20 protein-coding genes and 3 tRNA genes are annotated in these 18,099 nt (G+C 42.8%); 9 read left to right on the top strand and 14 right to left on the bottom strand.

What is annotated here, in order from left to right; genetic code table 11:
- Positions 1-21 precede the first annotated feature (21 nt).
- The 4 genes from uvrC to E0Z06_RS07100 form a co-directional block, all read right to left on the bottom strand.
- Entirely contained in the window at positions 22-1,839 is a 1,818-nt protein-coding gene (gene uvrC, locus E0Z06_RS07115; protein WP_132583224.1) for an excinuclease ABC subunit UvrC, read from the bottom strand.
- Positions 1,839-2,483, bottom strand: coding sequence for a UvrY/SirA/GacA family response regulator transcription factor (gene uvrY / locus E0Z06_RS07110; protein WP_132583222.1), 645 nt, complete (start codon positions 2,481-2,483; stop codon positions 1,839-1,841). The genes uvrC and uvrY overlap by 1 nt, the downstream gene beginning before the upstream one ends.
- Positions 2,484-2,683: 200 nt before the next feature.
- Positions 2,684-2,774: transfer RNA gene (locus tag E0Z06_RS07105), tRNA-Ser, on the bottom strand.
- 188 nt (positions 2,775-2,962) lie between these two features.
- Positions 2,963-3,053: transfer RNA gene (locus tag E0Z06_RS07100), tRNA-Ser, on the bottom strand.
- A gap of 163 nt (positions 3,054-3,216) precedes the next feature.
- On the opposite strand from E0Z06_RS07100, the gene E0Z06_RS07095 reads away from it, so the two are divergent.
- The 5 genes from E0Z06_RS07095 (at position 3,217) to E0Z06_RS07075 (ending at position 5,281) form a co-directional block, all read left to right on the top strand.
- Positions 3,217-3,885 carry a Bax inhibitor-1/YccA family protein gene (locus E0Z06_RS07095; protein ID WP_132583220.1) on the top strand — a complete coding sequence of 223 codons (669 nt, stop codon included), beginning with the start codon at positions 3,217-3,219 and terminating at the stop codon, positions 3,883-3,885.
- 87 nt (positions 3,886-3,972) lie between these two features.
- Positions 3,973-4,335: a DsrE family protein gene (locus E0Z06_RS07090; protein WP_132583218.1), complete on the top strand. Its 363-nt coding sequence runs from the start codon at positions 3,973-3,975 to the stop codon at positions 4,333-4,335.
- On the top strand, positions 4,335-4,691 hold the full coding sequence (tusC, locus tag E0Z06_RS07085; RefSeq protein ID WP_132583216.1) for a sulfurtransferase complex subunit TusC: 357 nt from the start codon (positions 4,335-4,337) through the stop codon (positions 4,689-4,691). Before E0Z06_RS07090 ends, tusC begins: the two co-directional genes overlap by 1 nt.
- Positions 4,692-4,958, top strand: a complete 267-nt coding sequence (locus E0Z06_RS07080) for a DsrH/TusB family sulfur metabolism protein (protein WP_132583214.1) — start codon at positions 4,692-4,694, stop codon at positions 4,956-4,958.
- The gene (locus tag E0Z06_RS07075; protein WP_132583212.1) at positions 4,946-5,281 is read left to right on the top strand and encodes a TusE/DsrC/DsvC family sulfur relay protein; all 336 of its coding nucleotides are present in this window, start codon (positions 4,946-4,948) and stop codon (positions 5,279-5,281) included. The genes E0Z06_RS07080 and E0Z06_RS07075 overlap by 13 nt, the downstream gene beginning before the upstream one ends.
- On the opposite strand, the gene E0Z06_RS15575 is transcribed toward E0Z06_RS07075, so the two are convergent.
- The 7 genes from E0Z06_RS15575 to lrp form a co-directional block, all read right to left on the bottom strand.
- Complete coding sequence (locus E0Z06_RS15575) at positions 5,276-5,428, bottom strand: hypothetical protein (protein ID WP_165907380.1); 153 nt, start codon at positions 5,426-5,428, stop codon at positions 5,276-5,278. The two genes, E0Z06_RS07075 and E0Z06_RS15575, sit on opposite strands and share 6 nt — an antisense overlap.
- Positions 5,429-5,494: 66 nt before the next feature.
- Positions 5,495-6,784 carry a serine--tRNA ligase gene (gene serS, locus E0Z06_RS07070; RefSeq protein WP_132583210.1) on the bottom strand — a complete coding sequence of 430 codons (1,290 nt, stop codon included), beginning with the start codon at positions 6,782-6,784 and terminating at the stop codon, positions 5,495-5,497.
- 5 nt (positions 6,785-6,789) lie between these two features.
- Positions 6,790-7,164: a fluoride efflux transporter CrcB gene (crcB, locus tag E0Z06_RS07065; RefSeq protein ID WP_132583208.1), complete on the bottom strand. Its 375-nt coding sequence runs from the start codon at positions 7,162-7,164 to the stop codon at positions 6,790-6,792.
- The gene (locus E0Z06_RS07060) at positions 7,164-8,507 is read right to left on the bottom strand and encodes a replication-associated recombination protein A (RefSeq protein ID WP_132583206.1); all 1,344 of its coding nucleotides are present in this window, start codon (positions 8,505-8,507) and stop codon (positions 7,164-7,166) included. Before E0Z06_RS07060 ends, crcB begins: the two co-directional genes overlap by 1 nt.
- A gap of 2 nt (positions 8,508-8,509) precedes the next feature.
- The gene (lolA, locus tag E0Z06_RS07055) at positions 8,510-9,133 is read right to left on the bottom strand and encodes an outer membrane lipoprotein chaperone LolA (RefSeq protein WP_243695580.1); all 624 of its coding nucleotides are present in this window, start codon (positions 9,131-9,133) and stop codon (positions 8,510-8,512) included.
- Positions 9,134-11,590: a DNA translocase FtsK 4TM domain-containing protein gene (locus E0Z06_RS07050; protein ID WP_132583204.1), complete on the bottom strand. Its 2,457-nt coding sequence runs from the start codon at positions 11,588-11,590 to the stop codon at positions 9,134-9,136.
- 120 nt (positions 11,591-11,710) lie between these two features.
- Positions 11,711-12,199 carry a leucine-responsive transcriptional regulator Lrp gene (gene lrp, locus E0Z06_RS07045; protein WP_132583202.1) on the bottom strand — a complete coding sequence of 163 codons (489 nt, stop codon included), beginning with the start codon at positions 12,197-12,199 and terminating at the stop codon, positions 11,711-11,713.
- 148 nt (positions 12,200-12,347) lie between these two features.
- Between lrp and ald the strand changes: the two genes are divergently transcribed.
- Together ald and E0Z06_RS07035 are read left to right on the top strand one after the other, a co-directional pair.
- Positions 12,348-13,466 (top strand): alanine dehydrogenase, encoded by a 1,119-nt coding sequence (gene ald / locus E0Z06_RS07040; RefSeq protein ID WP_132583200.1) that lies wholly within the window; start codon positions 12,348-12,350, stop codon positions 13,464-13,466.
- A 310-nt stretch (positions 13,467-13,776) separates the two neighbouring features.
- Complete coding sequence (locus E0Z06_RS07035) at positions 13,777-13,986, top strand: cold-shock protein (protein ID WP_027670166.1); 210 nt, start codon at positions 13,777-13,779, stop codon at positions 13,984-13,986.
- Positions 13,987-14,065: 79 nt separating this feature from the next.
- Here the strand turns inward: E0Z06_RS07035 and E0Z06_RS07030 are convergent, their stop codons facing one another.
- From E0Z06_RS07030 to E0Z06_RS07020, 3 genes are read right to left on the bottom strand one after another with little or no spacing between them, the layout of a single operon-like run.
- The gene (locus E0Z06_RS07030; RefSeq protein ID WP_132583198.1) at positions 14,066-14,311 is read right to left on the bottom strand and encodes a DUF2960 domain-containing protein; all 246 of its coding nucleotides are present in this window, start codon (positions 14,309-14,311) and stop codon (positions 14,066-14,068) included.
- Positions 14,295-15,170, bottom strand: a complete 876-nt coding sequence (locus tag E0Z06_RS07025; protein ID WP_132583196.1) for an EamA family transporter — start codon at positions 15,168-15,170, stop codon at positions 14,295-14,297. Before E0Z06_RS07025 ends, E0Z06_RS07030 begins: the two co-directional genes overlap by 17 nt.
- Positions 15,167-16,291: a 1-acyl-sn-glycerol-3-phosphate acyltransferase gene (locus E0Z06_RS07020; protein ID WP_243695579.1), complete on the bottom strand. Its 1,125-nt coding sequence runs from the start codon at positions 16,289-16,291 to the stop codon at positions 15,167-15,169. Before E0Z06_RS07020 ends, E0Z06_RS07025 begins: the two co-directional genes overlap by 4 nt.
- A gap of 276 nt (positions 16,292-16,567) precedes the next feature.
- Between E0Z06_RS07020 and E0Z06_RS07015 the strand changes: the two genes are divergently transcribed.
- A tRNA-Pro gene (locus E0Z06_RS07015) sits at positions 16,568-16,644 on the top strand.
- A 278-nt stretch (positions 16,645-16,922) separates the two neighbouring features.
- A complete protein-coding gene (traF, locus tag E0Z06_RS07010) occupies positions 16,923-18,068 on the top strand; it encodes a conjugal transfer protein TraF (protein ID WP_132583194.1) in 1,146 nt (381 codons plus the stop codon).
- Positions 18,069-18,099: the final 31 nt, after the last annotated feature.

Here is an 18,099-nt window from a genome sequence, read left to right as displayed (position 1 = left end):
TACAGCTTCTATAGCGCTATGCTACTTGTTATGACAGGCTTGGTAAATCTTTTCCGCCTGCCCTTTTGATATACCCGGTACTGAACTCAGCTCAGTAATAGAGGCACGCATTACGCCCTGTAAACCGCCAAGATACTGTAATAGCGCTTGACGGCGTTTTTCGCCAATACCTTTAACTGACTCTAGTGGACTTTTAATTAACGCTTTACCTCGTTTATTGCGATGTCCGGTAATAGCAAAACGATGGGCTTCATCACGAATTTGTTGAATAAGATGTAAGGCTGGTGCATCTTCTGGCAAGTTAATACTACGGCCAGTTTGCGCCAGAATTAACGTTTCAAGACCAGGCTTTCTACTTGTGCCTTTAGCCACACCTATTAGTAATGGCATTTTACTGTGCGGCCACTGGCTAAATTGTTCTATCGCAATATTAAGCTGACCTTGGCCACCATCAATTAAAATAATATCAGGTATTTTATCCGTGTCTTGCAACTTACTGTAACGCTTATCTAGCGCAAACTGCATCGCAGCGTAATCATCTCCACCTGTAATGCCGGTAACGTTGTAGCGGCGATACTCGGCTTTGTATGGTCCCTGCCCGTCAAACACCACACAAGATGCAATTGTAGCCTGGCCCATAGTATGGCTAATATCAAAGCATTCCATACGATTTATTGGTTCTGTTAACTGCAATAATTGTTGCAATTGCTGGTACCTTAATACCATTTTTTGCGCCAGTGACTTTTTATTCTCGCATGATAACTGTGCATTTTTTTGCGCCAAATTCAAATATTGCGCTTTTTCACCACGTTGGGCATAAGTAATTTTCACTTTTCGCCCAGCAACCTCGCTAATAGCTAAGGCAACCGCATCCAACTCAGGTAACGCTTGGGCTAGAACTATTTCACGCGGCATTTGCTGCGCGCCGTAGCCATCCAGATAAAACTGCAATAAAAATGCGCTTAAAATTTCGGTTTCTTCGGTATCAGCCGGTACCTTAGGAAAATAGGCCTTACTGCCTAGCACTTTTTGCTCACGGACAAATAATACATGTACAGCCGCCACGCCGTGCGAGTATGCAAAGCCGATAATGTCCATTTCATCGTGTTTACCACTAACGCTTTGCTGTTCTTGAATTTTCCGTAAGGCGATAATTTTATCGCGCAATTGCCCCGCCTGCTCAAACGCCAATTGCTCACTCGCTTTTGTCATCTGTTGCACAAGATCATCAAGTACTTGTTGATCCTTACCCTGCAAAAACAAACTGGCTAGTTTAACTTGCTGCTGATATTCCTCATCGGAAATTTTACCAACGCAAGGCGCCGAGCATAACTTTAATTGATACTGCAAACAGGGCCGAGTTCTCGCACGATAAAAACCGTCTTCGCATTGGCGAATAGGAAATATTTTTTGTAGGGTTTTTAAACTTTGCCACACCGCACCCGCATTAGGATAAGGGCCAAAATACTGACCGTCTATTTTACGCGGCCCGCGATGTGAGCTAATTCTTGGATGTTTATGCGCACTAATTAAAATATACGGGTACGACTTATCATCACGCAATAATACGTTATAGCGTGGTAAGAACTGCTTAATCAGGTTATTTTCTAGAATTAACGCTTCAGTTTCACTATTGGTTAATGTGTATTCTACCTGAGCTATCTGGTTTACTAACGAGCGGGTTTTTATGCTGTCGACATTAGCGCGAAAGTAACTGCTTAACCTAGCACGAAGATCTTTAGCTTTACCGACATAAATAACCTGATCGGCGGTGTTTATCATGCGATAAACACCTGGCTGACGTGGTACCGATTTTAAAAAACTTTTTGCATCAAACATTAGGCTTTAGCGATATCTATCATACCGTGGCGCAGCGCCAAGTGGGTTAGTTCCACATCACCACTAATAGCCAGCTTCTCAAACATACGATAACGATACGAGTTAACAGTTTTGGCACTAACGCTGAGCTGTTCAGCAATATCAGTGACTTTTTGTCCTTGCGTAATCATCATCATAATTTGCAATTCACGATCAGATAAATCATCAAATGGATTTTGACTTTGATTATTAACCTTACTCAAGGCCATTTTTTGCGCAACTTCATCCGATATATGCCGCACACCGCTATATACTTTACGGATCGCAGACACCATTTCACGCGGTGGTGAGTTTTTAGAAATAAAGCCGGCCGCACCGAGCTGCATTACCTTTGTTGGTACAGGTTCTTCGCAAGACACTGACAAGGCCAATATTTTTATATCTGGACAATACTGTAAAATACGTTTTGTTGCTGTCATACCGCCCATACCGGGCATATTCATATCCATCAACACGACATCGGGTTCGTGTTGACGACAAAATTGTAAAGCTTCTTCACCAGAGCCAGCTTCGCCTATCACCTTGATACCGCGCTCATCCATTAGTATGCGACTGATCCCAGTACGTACAAGCTCGTGATCATCAACTAACAAAATGTTAATCAATTTCGTCTCTCCGCTTCACTGGATATTATAATTATTTATTTAGCATCACTGAGCATAAAACCCGCAGCTAATACGCCGATACGCTATTTTTATTACCGATTAGAGCTTAGTGTGCCAGAAAGACAAATATTATTAAACAACTGAATTTTATTATGAGGTTAATATTTTGTAGATTTAAGCAGATGAAATGAGAGTGTAAGTGGCGGAGGAGGAGAGATTCGAACTCTCGATGGGCTACTAACCCACGCCGGTTTTCAAGACCGGTGCATTCAACCACTCTGCCACCCCTCCGCGTTACAGGGCGCATATTAAAAACTGTCTGCAACTTTGTAAAGTGCTTTTTTATGTTTTTTGCCTGTTTGCTTAGTTAATCAACAACTAAGCCATTATTTAGACAATGAAACTAACAGATGTGTCTGTTAACTAAATAATAGGCTTTATTTTGGATACAAAAAAACCACTTAAAAAAGTGGCTTTAATGGCGGAGGAGGAGAGATTCGAACTCTCGATGGGCTACTAACCCACGCCGGTTTTCAAGACCGGTGCATTCAACCACTCTGCCACCCCTCCGACGCCGCGTATAATAGTCAGTTCATCAATTAAAAGAAAGTACTAAGTAAAAATAAATATGCTTAATCTTAAATTGTACTGTTAAGAGCTGGTCTGGATGAAACTAACTGCGTATAATATCGGTCAAATGCGTCACTAAAACTTTGTATTAGGAGAAAATTTTATGTCATACAGAGAAACCTCTACGTTAGGTACTGCCGGACGCAGTATTGAAATTAATAAAGTACTGCGTAACACCTACTTTTTACTGGCTATCACTTTGGTACTAAGCACAGTTACCGCAGGCATCGCAATGGCGATGAATATGTCACAAACGATGTCGCTAGTTTTTTTTGTTGCTGCTTTTATTATGCTATTTGTTGTTAATAAAAAAGCCGATTCAGCCAGTGGGATTTTTTGGGTATTTGCCTTTACCGGTGCAATGGGTGCGTCAATTGGCCCAATGCTTAACTATTATGCAGGTATGGCGAACGGTCCAACATTAATTATGCAAGCGCTAGGTGGTACTGCGTTAATCTTCTTTAGCCTGTCAGCTTATGCGCTAACTACACGCAAAGACTTCTCTTTTATGGGTGGTTTTTTAATGGTTGGCTTAATTGTGATGTTAGTTGCCGCCATAGCGAATATTTTCTTTGCAATTCCAGCGTTAAGCTTAGCCATTAGTGCTGGCATTATCTTACTAATGTCAGGCTTTATTTTATTCGACACTAGCCGCATTATCTCTGGCGGCGAAACCAACTATATTCGCGCTACGGTAAGCTTATACTTAAATGTGTTCAACATTTTTGTCAGCTTACTGCGTTTATTAGGCGTATTTGGTGGTGATGATTAAACTAAAGCTGCGCCGCAACACTATGCCTGTTTAAACTAATTAGTTAAAATGCCCCGCCTGTCGGGGCATTTTTATTTAAGGGCTACTATGACTCGCTTTGGTTTATTACTTACGTCCAATGGTTTTGCCAACCAGAGCTTAGCCAGTGCGCTGCTATTTGCGCAAACGGCTATAGCTAACCAACATAGTATCGAACATATTTTTCTGTATCAGGATGCGGTATGTTGCGCTGCCAGCCATATTGATTTACCCACTGACGAACCCGACTTAAGTAGCGAATTAGCGCTATTTTGCCAGAGACACAGTATCCCGTTATTATTTTGTATTACCGCAGCTGAAAAACGCGGCGTAGTTGGCCCGTCGCTGCCAGCCCGCAACGGTTATATTGCAGCGGGTTTAGCCGAGTTTGCTATGCGCCAAGCCAATATTGATAAGTTGGTACAGTTCTAATGCGTAATATTTTAGTACTTCAGCGCCATAGCCCTTTTAGCTCTAGCAACGGGCGTGAGGCGCTAGACATGGCTCTAGCACTGGCGGCAGTTGAGTACAGTGTTAGCATATTGTTTTGTGCCGATGCGGTATTTCAACTATTACCCATAGTAGAGCACGCCGACTTTAAGCTAAAAATATACCCACGTAGTTTTAAGTTATTTAATTTATATGACATTGAGCAGGTGTATGTGTGTCAGCAATCATTAAGCGAACGCGGTATTAGCCTAAGCCAGCTTAGTATTTCGGTAACTGCGCTAAATAAAGATGAAATACAACACGTGCTTAGTTCACAGCATCAAATTATAAGTAGTTAAATGAAACTGATCAGTTTAATTTCCACCACGCTAACGCCTGAACTTAATCTCGTTTGTCGGCCCACCGATGCCATTTTACTACGACAAGATGCGGTATATTTATGCTTACGTAACGATATAACTTGGCCAACCAACCAACTATTTGTCCTCGAGCAAGATATAAGCGTACGGCAACTCACGCCCACAACTATTTTTACAATAATAGATAATGAACGCTGGGTCGATTTATGTGCCAGCGCAGAGCAAAATTTGCTATGGCAGAATTAAAAGTTAACGGTAGCCTATTCGCGCTTGATAAGCATGGTTATCTGGCCGATCTATCGGTATGGAGTGAACCTGTGGCACTGGCTTTTGCGGAGCAGGAAAATATTCAGTTAACGCCGGCACATTGGGAAGTGGTACATTTTGTCCGCGCGTTTTATTTAGAGTTTAATACCTCGCCGGCAATGCGCATTTTAGTGAAAGCGATGGCGCAGCAATTAGGCGCAGATAAAGGTAATAGTAAGTATTTGTTTATGCTGTTTCCACAGGGGCCGGCTAAACAAGCGACACGTATTGCCGGCTTGCCTAAACCGGCTAAATGCTTATGAGCCAGCAAAGGCGTCTTTAAGAATACTGATTATTGATTCAAGCGTAACAATAGCAAACACGGCAACAATGCCAATAATTACTGCTAAGTAGATCCCCCGCATTAACGCTTTGTTTTTTTGTTTAGCTGTTTTACCACGTTTTGCCATCTGTGCTTGTCCTTGCTAGGCATAGCTTGGTGCCCATTAAACACCAAGGCCTGCCTGTAATTGGGCTTATCCTATTTTTTCTACGCCACCCATATAACTACGTAATACTTGTGGTACTTCTATGCTGCCATCTGCTTGCTGATAATTTTCTAAAACCGCCACTAACGTACGGCCAACAGCCAACGCAGAACCATTTAGTGTATGAATAAGCTCGGGCTTTTTCATATCATTACTTTTATAACGTGCTTGCATCCGACGCGCCTGAAAATCACCCATATTGCTGCAAGACGAAATTTCACGATAGGTGTTTTGTGCCGGTAGCCATACTTCTAAATCATAGGTTTTGCTTGAGCCAAAGCCCATATCGCCAGTACACAGCAACATTACGCGATACGGTAAGCCTAAGAGTTGTAATACTTTCTCTGCGTGGCCAGTTAGCTCTTCAAGCGCTTGCATTGACTGCTCTGGATGCACCATCTGCACTAGCTCTACTTTATCAAACTGATGCTGACGAATTAAACCACGAGTATCGCGACCGTAAGAGCCCGCTTCACTTCTAAAACACGGTGTGTGGGCAGTATATTTTACCGGCAACTGGCTAGCGTCAAAAATAGTGTCTCGCGCTAAGTTTGTTACTGGCACTTCAGCGGTAGGAATAAGCGCCATACCCTGACCTTCTTCTGTCGCAGGTTTGGTATGAAATAAATCGGCGCCAAACTTAGGTAGCTGGCCGGTGCCATATAGGCTGGCATGGTTAACTAAATAAGGCACATACAGCTCGGTGTAACCATGTTCATTGGTGTGTAAATCGAGCATAAACTGAGTTAATGCGCGGTGTAGCTTGGCTATTTGGCCACGCATTACCACAAAACGTGAACCGGCAATTTTAACCGCACTTTCAAAGTCGATACCGTTATCTAACGCTTCACCTAATGCAACGTGGTCTTTAATGTCAAAATCAAACTGACGCGCAGTACCAAAACGACGTACTTCTAGGTTTTCAGTTTCATCTTTGCCTACAGGAACAGCCGCATCCGGTAAATTAGGTACTGACAGCGCAATGTGCTCTACATCGGCTAATACTGCATCTAACTTTAGCTTGGCTGCATCAAGTTGTGCGCCTAAGCCATCAACTTCAGCTAATAGCGGCGTAATATCTTCGCCGCGCCCTTTTGCCTGGCCAATCACTTTTGATTTAGTATTGCGTAAATTTTGCAGCTCTTGGGTTTCTACCTGTAGCTGGCGACGCTGCTCTTCTAATTCAGTTAAGCGCGCAACATCTAATACAAAGCCGCGCTGTGCTAAACGGGCTGCAGTTTCTGGTAATTCATTACGTAAAAATTTAGGATCTAACATAGTATTTATTTCATTGAACCAAGTTTAAGCCCGAACCAGGCAAGCGTTATACATAACAACACATTTAACAATACGTTGGCGATTGCTTTTAGCCAGTCGCCTTGCTGTAACAGCAAAACAGTATCCAGCGAAAAAGTTGAAAAAGTAGTAAATGCACCAATAAAACCTATCGTCAGCAAGGCACGCCATGGCGATGCTGACAGTGTTTCACTAAGGATGAGTGCATACAACAGCCCTAACGTAAAAGAGCCCAGAATATTAACCAGCAATGTGCCAAAAGGGAATGCTCTACCTAGAATATTCAGCGTTAATTCGTTACAAAAGTGTCGTAAACAGGCGCCTAGCGCACCGCCCATTGCGATAGCAAAATAGGTTGGCATTATTTCTTCCTATTAGTGGTGCTGTCTTGATCTAACTGTTTTAAATAGCGTAACTTTTCGGCCAGTTGTTTTTCCATGCCACGCTCTACCGGCTGATAAAACTGCTGCCCGGCTATTTCTGGCGGAAGGTAACACTCTCCAGCAGCATAGCCTCCGGGTTCATTATGCGCGTAACGGTACCCTTCACCCATACCTAATTGTTTCATTAATTGCGTGGGGGCATTGCGTAAATGCAAAGGTACCTCAAATGCGGGTTGTTCAGCAACCAGCTGTTTCATCTGGTTAAACGCCATATACACAGCGTTACTTTTGGGCGCTAGTGCAAGATAAACTGCCGCTTGCGCTATAGCACGCTCACCTTCAGCTGGCCCTACTCGCTCAAAGGTATCCCACGCATTTAGCGCCAAGGTTAAGGCTCTTGGGTCGGCGTTGCCAATATCTTCGCTAGCAATGGCTAATAAGCGTCGGGCGACATATAACGGATCACCACCACCGGCTAAAATTCGACAATACCAATACAAAGCCGCATCGGGATCAGAGCCGCGCACCGATTTATGAAACGCTGAAATCAAGTCGTAAAACATATCGCCCTGATTATCAAACCCCGGTAGTTGCTTGGGCACCAGATGTTTTAGCGTTGCATAACTAATGGTTTTACTCGTGCCCTCTAGCTCAGTCATTTCAGAGGCTTGCTCAAGTAAATTAAGCATTTTTCGGGCATCACCATCAGCTAGCTGAAATAACAAATGCTGCGCGTCGGCAGTAACGTGAATAGTCTCATTACCTAAACCTCGCTCTGTATCAGTAAGTGCTTGCTGTAATACCTGTTGTAGATCAGCGTCAGTTAACGCTTTAAGTACGCAAACTCGGGCGCGCGACAAAATGGCATTATTAAGGGCAAAAGACGGATTCTCTGTCGTCGCACCAATAAAAATAATGGTGCCATCTTCAATAAAGGGTAAAAAGGCGTCTTGTTGGCTTTTATTAAAACGATGCACTTCATCAACAAATAGTAGTGTGCGCTGCTGATATTGTTGCTGGCGCTGTTTTGCCTGAGTAATAGCCTCGCGTATTTCTTTAATACCCGAGGTTACCGCTGACATATTTGTTAATGCAGCATCAGCCTGTTTAGCAATCAGCTCAGCAAGTGTGGTTTTGCCAGTACCTGGCGGCCCCCACAAAATAAGCGAAAATACCCGCCCTGCGGCAATAGCTTTTCTAAGTGCTGTCCCCTCGCCGATTAAATGTTGCTGACCAGCGTATTCGTCTAAGGTACGCGGCCGCATTCTTGCGGCTAAGGGCCGAAAATCGTCGGCAAAATTGAGCGATAACGAATTAACCATAGTTAGCGTTGGCGCTGATCATCAATATCAGTATGCTCTGGTGGAGTAAAGTTAAACATACTGGCATCTAGCGCAACGTTAAGCTGCACTAAGGTAAAGTTAAATTCGCTAAGCTGTTGGTTCATATCCAATACTTGCATCTTCGATAAGGCGTTGCCGGAAAAACTTAAGGTTAGCTGTTTTACTGCACTATCCACATCTTTAGAGCGGATAATAAATAACTCACCTTGCTGAGTTACCTCATACTGTTGCCATAACTCGGGTTTAGTTGATGTTAACAAGACAAAAGGTGTACGATTTACTTCATTCTCGGCATCAAAAATAGTCAGTTGTTCTAGCGGCTCGTTATAAAACCACAGCGTTGTACCATCACCAATAAATAAATTTGGCTCTGGTTCGGTAGTTTCAAAGCGAAACATGGCCGGCTGCTTAATCATCAACTGACCCTTACCTTGCTGCAACAGCTGCTTTTGCGCATCAAACACCTGCTGTTCAAAGCTAGCCGAGAAGGTTTTAATGGTTGCTAGTTTGCGCTGCAATACCTGTTCGGTGGTTTGTGCAATAACAGAAACCGACGTCATGATTGAACCTGATAACAACACAACAGCAAATATACTACGTAGCATTTAATATCCTTTTGATGGCGACGGCGCCATAACTTCACGGTTACCATTGTGGCCAGGGCCGGTAACAATGCCACTGAATTCCATTTGTTCGACTAAACGCGCGGCACGGTTATAGCCAATACGGAACTTACGCTGCACACCTGATACCGACGCACGGCGTGTTTCTATGACGAAAGCGACCGCTTGATCATACAGCGGATCAGCTTCTGCATCGTCACCTTCGAGTGTTTCGCCAGGTAGTAAGTTCTCTTCTGTGGTTTCGCCACTTAAAATTTCGGGAATATAATTTGGTCGGCCACGTTTTTTCCAGTCAGCTACCACTGCGTGTACTTCATGGTCATCAACAAAGGCACCATGCACACGCGTAGGCACACCAGAACCCGGCGGCAAGTACAACATGTCGCCCATACCTAGCAAGCTTTCTGCACCTTGCTGATCAAGAATAGTGCGTGAGTCAATTTTTGATGACACTTGAAACGCAATTCGCGTTGGAATATTGGCTTTAATTAAACCGGTAATAACATCAACCGATGGCCGCTGGGTGGCTAAAATAAGGTGAATACCAGCAGCACGGGCTTTTTGCGCAATGCGGGCAATCAGCTCTTCAACTTTTTTACCAACAATCATCATCATGTCAGCAAATTCGTCGATAACCACAACGATAGACGGCAGTTTTTCTAACAACGGGGCTTCGCTACGCATATCGTCTGATGCACGCCACAATGGATCTTTTAACGGCGTACCATCTGCTATCGCGTCTTTAACTTTAGCGTTATAGCCTTTTAAGTTACGCACACCTAAAGCTGACATCAACTTATAGCGCCGTTCCATTTCGCCAACACACCAACGCAAGCCGTTTGCTGCATCTTTCATATCGGTAACCACTTCCGTAAGTAAGTGCGGTATACCTTCATAGATAGAGAGCTCAAGCATTTTGGGGTCAATCATTAAAAACCGTACATCATCGGGAGTAGATTTATATAACAAGCTACAAATCATTACGTTAACCCCCACCGATTTACCCGAACCGGTGGTGCCTGCTACCAATAAATGTGGCATTTTGGCTAAGTCAGCAACCACTGAAATACCGGCAATATCTTTACCTAGTACCATAGTTAACGATGATTTAGAGTTTTCAAAAACTTCATCGCCAATCACTTCAGATAAGCGGACAATTTCACGATGCTGGTTTGGTAGCTCAATGCCAATAAAGGATTTACCCGGAATAACTTCAACCACCCGCACACTAATTGCCGACAACGAACGGGCCAAATCTTTCGACAAGCCAGTAATTTTGCTGACTTTAACACCAGGTGCCAAATCAATTTCAAACCGAGTTACCACTGGGCCTGGATGCACGCCAACTACCTTAGCTTCTACGTTAAAATCAAGCAGCTTGGCTTCAACCAGTCGTGATACACGCTCTAAGTCGGCGGGGTCTATTGGGTTTATGGCTTTATCTGGCCGATCTAACAATGCCAGCGAAGGTAACTCTTCTAGCTGATGTTGTACTTCTTCCACATCATCTTCGTCTTCAATTGAAGCGATAGAAACGGAATCAAACTGGGTTTCTTGCGGTAAATCTATTTGTTGTAACGTATCAGCCCAACCCATCGACTCGGGCTCGTCGATAGCACTAAACGATAAGTGCTCATCTGCTAAGGTATCGACACTATAAAATGCTTTAGCTTCTGTTTTTTCGTTCAGCGGTCTAATTGGTAATGGCTCAACAGCGGGTTTTGCCAATTGCGGTGTTTTAATCGGCTTTTTCGGCACAGCAACTACCGGTTCTTCAAATTCGATATCGTCAATTTCTGCTGAAAACGGATCGTAGTCGTCTTTGCTGTTATCACGAAACCGCTGAGGTACTGATCGTAAAAACTGTATACCGTTAAAACACATAGCTCCTAGTGCATCAGCCACCGTTAACCAAGATATGCCAGTCATTAAGGTTAACCCTGTGGTAAAACCGCAAAGTAGTAATAAACTAGTACCAATAAAATTAAAATAGGGCAGTAAGTTATTACTGACCACATCACCGATAACACCACCTGAAGAAAAGTAAAAAACATCGTTGAAATTCATACTGCTAATTGCTGTTGCTGTTAACAACGTTAACACTAAGCCTATAACGCGTAAGCCTAAAATTAAGTAGTCTAAACTCATTAAATGATGAAAGCGTTTAAATAACAAATAGCCATTGAACGCCACTAAAAATGGAATCAAGTAAGCTATCCAGCCAAAACTAAATAACAATAAATCGGCTAACCAAGCCCCTATTGGCCCGGCATAATTATGCACACTGGTTTGATAACCTGTTTGTGACCAACTCGGATCTGCAGGGTCAAAAGATAATAGTGCCAGCAACATAAAGAGCGCTAAGCCAGTAAATACAATTAATCCGACTTCCAGCAATCGCTGCACACCATTTAATGGAAAATAAACTCTGTTTTGCAAATGAATGCCCCTACCTATTTATCATCGTTTTATAATTACGCGCACCAGGGTTTAGTACTGCCCGCTAAGATAACAGAGACACTATAAAAGTGCATCAGTGAAGCAGACCTGAACCAGTTATTAGCTGCTAACTGCGATAAAAGTGCTCTGCTTAACTTCTTCCATTACCACGTAAGTTCTGCTTTCGCGCACACTGGGTAATCTAAGCAAGGTTTCGCCTAATAATTCGCGATAAGCAGCCATATTAGCCACTCGAGTTTTTAATAAAAAATCAAAACTACCCGATACCAAGTGGCATTCTTGAATTTCTTCAAGCTTTTGTACGGCTTTACTAAACTCATCAAAATCTTCAGGCGAGGTTTTACTTAGCGTTATTTCGACAAACACCAGCAACGCTGCCCCCACTTTATGTGGGTCAACCTGAGCGGTGTAGCCTAAAATAACACCTTCGGCTTCAAGTTTGCGCACCCGTTCAAGACACGGTGTAGGGCTAAGCCCTACCCTTCTTGCTAATTCTACGTTGGCTAAGCGGCCATCACGCTGTAATTCCGCAAGAATTTTTCTATCTATTCTATCTAACTTCTTGATACTTTTATTTAAAGAGTACATATCAGCCAAAAAAATTGCATTTCAAATTAAAACAGAATTTTGCACTGGCTCAGAGTAGTAAAACAAGCATTAATTCTATAAAATTATCAGTATACTGCGCACATATTTTACATCAGCCAACTTTTACCGCAAATAAGGGCATAAAACTATGATCATTGGCGTACCAAAAGAAATTAAAAATCACGAGTACCGCGTTGGTATGACACCAGCAAGCGTACGTGAACTAGTAAACCATAAACACAGCGTACTAGTAGAAACTAACGCCGGTATGGGTATTGGTTTTACTGACGAAGATTACTCCGCTGCTGGTGCAACTGTATTAGCTACAGCGGCAGAAGTATTTGCTAAAGCTGAGATGATTGTAAAAGTAAAAGAGCCTTTAGCCAACGAGCGCGCGATGATCCGCGAAGGCCAAATTTTATTTACCTATTTACACCTAGCACCCGATTTAGCGCAAACAGAAGATTTAATTAAGTCTAAAGCAATTTGTATTGCTTATGAAACCGTAACCGATAATAAAGGTGGCTTACCATTATTAGCACCGATGTCTGAAGTTGCTGGCCGTATGTCAATTCAAGCCGGTGCTCGTGCTTTAGAAAAATCATCTGGTGGTTGCGGCATGTTGTTAGGCGGCGTGCCTGGTGTTAAACCTGCCAAAGTTGTCGTTATTGGCGGCGGCATGGTGGGTACTAACGCAGCACAAATGGCGTTGGGTTTAGGTGCCGATGTTACCGTTATTGACCGTAGCGTTGACGTACTGCGCCGTATTAATGCGCAGTTTAACGGCGCAGTTAAAGCCATTTACTCAACCGTTGATGCGCTTGAGCAAGAAGTACTGGCAGCAGACTTAGTTATTGGCGGCGTGTTAGTGCCAGGTGCAGCAGCACCTAAATTAGTTACCGCTGATCATATTAAGCGTATGAAGCCAGGTTCAGCCGTTGTTGACGTAGCTATTGACCAAGGTGGCTGTATTGCCACGTCAAAAGCCACTACCCACGCTGACCCAACATATATTGTCGATGGCGTAGTGCACTACTGTGTTGCTAACATGCCAGGCGCAGTGCCTCGCACCTCTACCTTTGCTTTGAACAACGCCACCTTACCGTTTATCGTGCGTATAGCGAATAAAGGTTACAAGCAGGCATTATTAGAAGACAGCCACTTAATGAACGGCTTAAACGTAATACACGGCAAGGTAACAAATCAAAGTGTGGCTGATGCGTTAGGTTTTGCTTTCGTTGAGCCAAAAACAGCATTAAATGCTTAGTGCTCAATAATTAAACGATTTAAAATTAAGGCCGGTATACCGGCCTTTTTTATTATTTTAATTTTTTATTGCCTGACAAAGGTTTATTTGCATTTTGCTATATACATTCCGTTTAGACCTGTTATAGTACTCACCGGCCTGTAAAGCAGACCTATGTAACAAAATGTTTATGAAAACTTCGCTACACAGCTTCATTGTAAGTCATGTCCTGAAGATTCACGCACGTTTGGCCGCATAAGTAAGGTAACAGTCAGGCTAAAAGCGCAATTAAGCGTCAATTAGTTTTATTAAAAATTTTTAGGAGTCAAACATGGCTAAAGTAACTGGTGTAGTTAAGTGGTTTAACGCTGATAAAGGTTTCGGATTCATTACTCAAGATAACGGCGGCGCTGACGCATTCGTTCACTTCCGTGCAATCCAAACTGAAGGTTATAAAACCTTAAACGAAGGCCAACGCGTAGCTTTCGAAATTGAACAAGGCCAAAAAGGCCCACAAGCTGCTAACGTTACAGTTCTGTAATTTAAGCACTTGCTAAAAAAAGGACACCTAGGTGTCCTTTTTTATTGCCTGCTGTTTGCTGACAATGTTTAATAAGGTATTATTTCTCTTCCCGTACAAAGACGATATCAGCAAAGCCCATTCGCGCAAACTCTTGTTGACGATAGTTTTTCACCGCCGCGCCCCGCTTAGCTGTCATGGTAACTTGTTGTTCCATTGCTAAAAAACTCGTTAAGTCTATTCCTTCTGCAGCTGCGACCGCTTCGTATAGATCACGATGTTTGTCATAGCTAAAATTAATAACCTTACGTTGCTTCTTATAGGTATAACTAACTTGTCTTGCCACCAGCATCTCCAGATATAATTGTGCTGCGTTCTAACTGACACAGCTTGCAAGATAACACTAACAACACCGAGCCTATCGCTAAGGCTAGGATGTTTTCACTTCGATTCCAAATCAGAATATTTACCAGTAAGCCTGCCGGTATCAGCATATTATTCATCACAGCTAGCACGCCGCTACTTACTTGCGTCGTACCTTTATTCCACCAAAAATAACCACCGCCTGACGCAACTAAACCTAACCAAAACAACACCAGCCATTGTACGTTTGTTTGCGGATACTGCGCGCTACCCAACAGATACCATACCGGTAACGCTACCACTAAAGCGCCAAGGTAAAACCAAGCAAATACGTTATGCTGCGCTAGTTGCGGCGGGTATTTGGCTAACAATAACTTATAGCCAACTTGGCCTATCGCAAAACACAGGTTTGCGCCCTGCACCACAGCAAAACCTAACCAATAATCTTGGCTTAAGTGTTGGTATCTCATTATTGCTGCAGCAACAACGGCTAAACCCGCCGCCAGTAAAAAACGATATTGAAACCGACGCTGCGCGATGTCGTACAGTAGCGTGATATAAACCGGGGTAAAAATAGTGAAAATTAATACTTCGGGGACAGTTAATAATAAAAATGACTGATAATAAAACAAGTACATTAAGCCTAACTGTACCGCACCCAACGCCATTAATTTTAATACCAAAGCCATTGGCTGCGGTCTAATAAAGGGTAAAAGCACGAGAAAGGCTAATAACACCCGCAGCAACACGGCAAAATATGCATCTACTTGCCCAGCTAAATACACACCAATTAAGCTAAAAGAAAACGCCCACAATAGCGTTACCGCTATTAAATAGCTCACGGCTTATTTTGCTTAAGCTGTTGCTGCTTAACCAGCGGCGCAGCATACAGCTTACTAAGCAAGGCAATTGCGTCTTTAGGCACACTTTGCATACGTTGTTGCCACTGCTCTATCACTTTTTCATCTATGCTGTTGTGCTGCTGACCTGCAGCTAAATAATTAATTGGAAACAAACGGTATTGCTGCCAAATTTGCTGATCAATTAACTGCGCGAGCAGATCAGGCTCTGCCGGTATATGCTGTAATGGTTTGGTAAAGGCAACATTTACTCGGCCTTTATAGCCAACTATACCTTTAATTATGCTATCGATATCCTCAAACTCGCCCTTTTGATAGCTACCTTGAGTTTGTTTTTGCCACAACTCATTTATTTTACTCACATCGCAAGGATCGTACTCGTAAGACAAACACACCGGCACAATATTTAAGCTTTGCATATAACTAGAAAAATCTTCACCGCGCTTTTTGCCTTCCATATAAAACATTTTCAAAATAGCCGGATCCGTTACATCATTACCGTCTTTGGCACGCCCTTCTTTTTGCGCAATCCAAATAGACTGCTGCTGCTCTAATGAATGTTTAATGTAGCCAGATAACTGCGTAAAGTTTTTTAACATTTCGCGCGGGCCTTTGGCACCACGTTTTACAATAAAACTCTTATTCAGTTTCATTAACTCTGAAGAACACGCTTTGCGCAATAAGTTATCACCAATAGCAATACGCACGGTGTCGAAGCCATGCTGGTGCAAACACCAGTTAACTAAAGCAGGGTCCATCGCAATATCACGATGGTTTGATATAAAAAGATACGCTTTACCCGGCGTTAAATACTCAATACCCGATACTGTAACGTTATTAGTGGTGCTAGCAATCATTTGATCCATAAAGCCAGCAACCTGCTGCTGCACAGCTAATACCGTATTTAACTTAGCTAAGCGCCGCTTTAAACGAAATTTAATTAATGGCGACAACAACCAGCCAAAAGGTCCAGACATATGGGGAAAACGGTAATGTAAAATAGCCTGAATAAACTCATCATCGGCAATAAGCCGTGCTATTGCCGGCGCAACTTCATCATCGTTATATGGCCGTATATCGGCATAAATATCTTGTTCTGACACTAATATCACTACATTAGTAAAAATACAGGTTGCCTATTTTACTGAGTTAATGAAAATTCACCAGTGTCAGACGCATTTAAGCGCACATTGCCGCTATAGCCGCCAAGACAATAAATCTAGTGTGCTAGAGGTGCTGCACAAATAAACCACCGCAATATTACTCGAGCCACATTCTAGATGGTTATAACTATTAGTATTTATAACTGCTGAAAATTAACGCAGTCAGTTAATCCAGCATTGCTTTCTAGCTGGGAATCTTTATTATACGCCCTACGTCGGTGCGTAGCGCAGCTTGGTAGCGCACTTCGCTGGGGGTGAAGGGGTCGGAGGTTCGAATCCTCTCGTACCGACCATTAAATTTAAGAAGAAAGCCGTTTTATACTTAGTGTAAAGCGGCTTTTTTGTACCCGTAATTCGTGAAAAATTGCGCAATCGCAAGAGTAGCTACAATTACAATTGTTAAATGTTAAGTCAGCGTTCATAATACCAGCATGCAATGAGCCAGTAGCACTGGGTTTTATTATGTCTACGCCCATTTCTGTATTGTCTTGTCATTCAGTTTTCCACTTCGCAGCAATTTTTTAATCACTAACACATCAAGTTACAGCTTCTTTAAGTAGTAGGAGTTTATATGTCATATCGTCTTTCTTATTTAAGTATTGCATTATTATGTGCGTCAGGCAGCGCTCTGGCCCAGCAAACCGATGCCCGTGCTATCGCTATGGGCGGCACTGGCGTTGCAGGTGCGAGTTACCATCAGGCTAGCTTTTATAACCCAGCCCTACTTACTCACTTTAACGACAGTGATGATTTTGCCTTAGTGCTACCGGCCATAAGTGCGAGCGTTGCTGATAATGATGAGTTAATTGATGGTATTGATAACTTACAAGATGCACTTGATAGATTAGACATTAACCCTACTGCAGCTAATTCAGCATTAGCCAAACAGGCGTTAACGGCACTAGATAACAATAGCGCTAACATGAAAGTTACCCTTGCTATGGCAGCAGCTATGCCTAATAACACCTTACCTGTGGCGATATTTGCTCGTGGCTACCTTGATGCCAACGTGCTTACTACTATAGATGCCAGCGATATTGACCGATTAAATAATAACAATACTGATTTACTCTCATCAGGCAGTGTTATTGCTGTTGGTGTAGTAGAAGCAGGTATTACTATAGCGCATGCCTTTACACTTGATAGTGTTAAGTTAAGTGTGGGTGCTAGCCCTAAGTTTCAGCAAATCGAAACCTTTTTTTATAATAGTAGTGTGGCTGATTTTGACGAAGACGATTTTGATGCCGACCAATATCGCAACAAGAAAACCCAAACGAACATTGATCTTGGTGTTACCGCTGCTTGGGAAAATGGCGTGGTATTAGGTGTTAGCGCCAAAAACCTGTTAAGCAAAAAAGTACCAACCATTCAGGTTAATGGTATCGAATATACTTACGATATGAAACCACAATATACTGTTGCAGCTAATTACCATAACAGCTGGTTTAGCGCCAACATTGACGCTGAGTTAAATAGCCACACTGGTTTTGGTTTACAAGATGAAGTGCAGTGGTTAGCCGCGGGCGTAGAATTTAATGCGTTAAACTGGGCACAACTGCGTTTAGGTTATCGCAATGATCTAAAAAATAATCAGCAAAACCAGCTGACGGCAGGTTTAGGTTTGTCTCCGTTTGATACGCTACATATTGACTTAGCGGCAGTGTACGCTGATAAAAATGATGCTGGTGCTGCACTTAGTTTAGCTTTTACGTTTTAAACTACACTTGCCCCAAGCTGCTAAGCTTGGG

Source organism: Rheinheimera sp. D18, assembly GCF_004345025.1.
In the GTDB taxonomy this organism is placed as follows: Bacteria; Pseudomonadota; Gammaproteobacteria; order Enterobacterales; family Alteromonadaceae; genus Alishewanella; species Alishewanella metallidurans.
The sequence above is the reverse complement of the archived record's forward strand: the minus strand, read 5'-3'. Positions and strand labels throughout refer to the sequence as shown.

Excerpts from the sequence above, each read along its gene's own strand:
- uvrC (WP_132583224.1), bottom strand. The coding sequence starts at position 1,839 with ATGTTTGATGCAAAAAGTTTTTTAAAATCGGTACCACGTCAGCCAGGT.
- E0Z06_RS07095 (WP_132583220.1), top strand. The coding sequence starts at position 3,217 with ATGTCATACAGAGAAACCTCTACGTTAGGTACTGCCGGACGCAGTATT.
- E0Z06_RS07090 (WP_132583218.1), top strand. The coding sequence starts at position 3,973 with ATGACTCGCTTTGGTTTATTACTTACGTCCAATGGTTTTGCCAACCAG.
- tusC (WP_132583216.1), top strand. The coding sequence starts at position 4,335 with ATGCGTAATATTTTAGTACTTCAGCGCCATAGCCCTTTTAGCTCTAGC.
- E0Z06_RS07080 (WP_132583214.1), top strand. The coding sequence starts at position 4,692 with ATGAAACTGATCAGTTTAATTTCCACCACGCTAACGCCTGAACTTAAT.
- E0Z06_RS07075 (WP_132583212.1), top strand. The coding sequence starts at position 4,946 with ATGGCAGAATTAAAAGTTAACGGTAGCCTATTCGCGCTTGATAAGCAT.
- E0Z06_RS15575 (WP_165907380.1), bottom strand. The coding sequence starts at position 5,428 with ATGGCAAAACGTGGTAAAACAGCTAAACAAAAAAACAAAGCGTTAATG.
- serS (WP_132583210.1), bottom strand. The coding sequence starts at position 6,784 with ATGTTAGATCCTAAATTTTTACGTAATGAATTACCAGAAACTGCAGCC.
- crcB (WP_132583208.1), bottom strand. The coding sequence starts at position 7,164 with ATGCCAACCTATTTTGCTATCGCAATGGGCGGTGCGCTAGGCGCCTGT.
- E0Z06_RS07060 (WP_132583206.1), bottom strand. The coding sequence starts at position 8,507 with ATGGTTAATTCGTTATCGCTCAATTTTGCCGACGATTTTCGGCCCTTA.
- lolA (WP_243695580.1), bottom strand. The coding sequence starts at position 9,133 with ATGCTACGTAGTATATTTGCTGTTGTGTTGTTATCAGGTTCAATCATG.
- lrp (WP_132583202.1), bottom strand. The coding sequence starts at position 12,199 with ATGTACTCTTTAAATAAAAGTATCAAGAAGTTAGATAGAATAGATAGA.
- ald (WP_132583200.1), top strand. The coding sequence starts at position 12,348 with ATGATCATTGGCGTACCAAAAGAAATTAAAAATCACGAGTACCGCGTT.
- E0Z06_RS07035 (WP_027670166.1), top strand. The coding sequence starts at position 13,777 with ATGGCTAAAGTAACTGGTGTAGTTAAGTGGTTTAACGCTGATAAAGGT.
- traF (WP_132583194.1), top strand. The coding sequence starts at position 16,923 with ATGTCATATCGTCTTTCTTATTTAAGTATTGCATTATTATGTGCGTCA.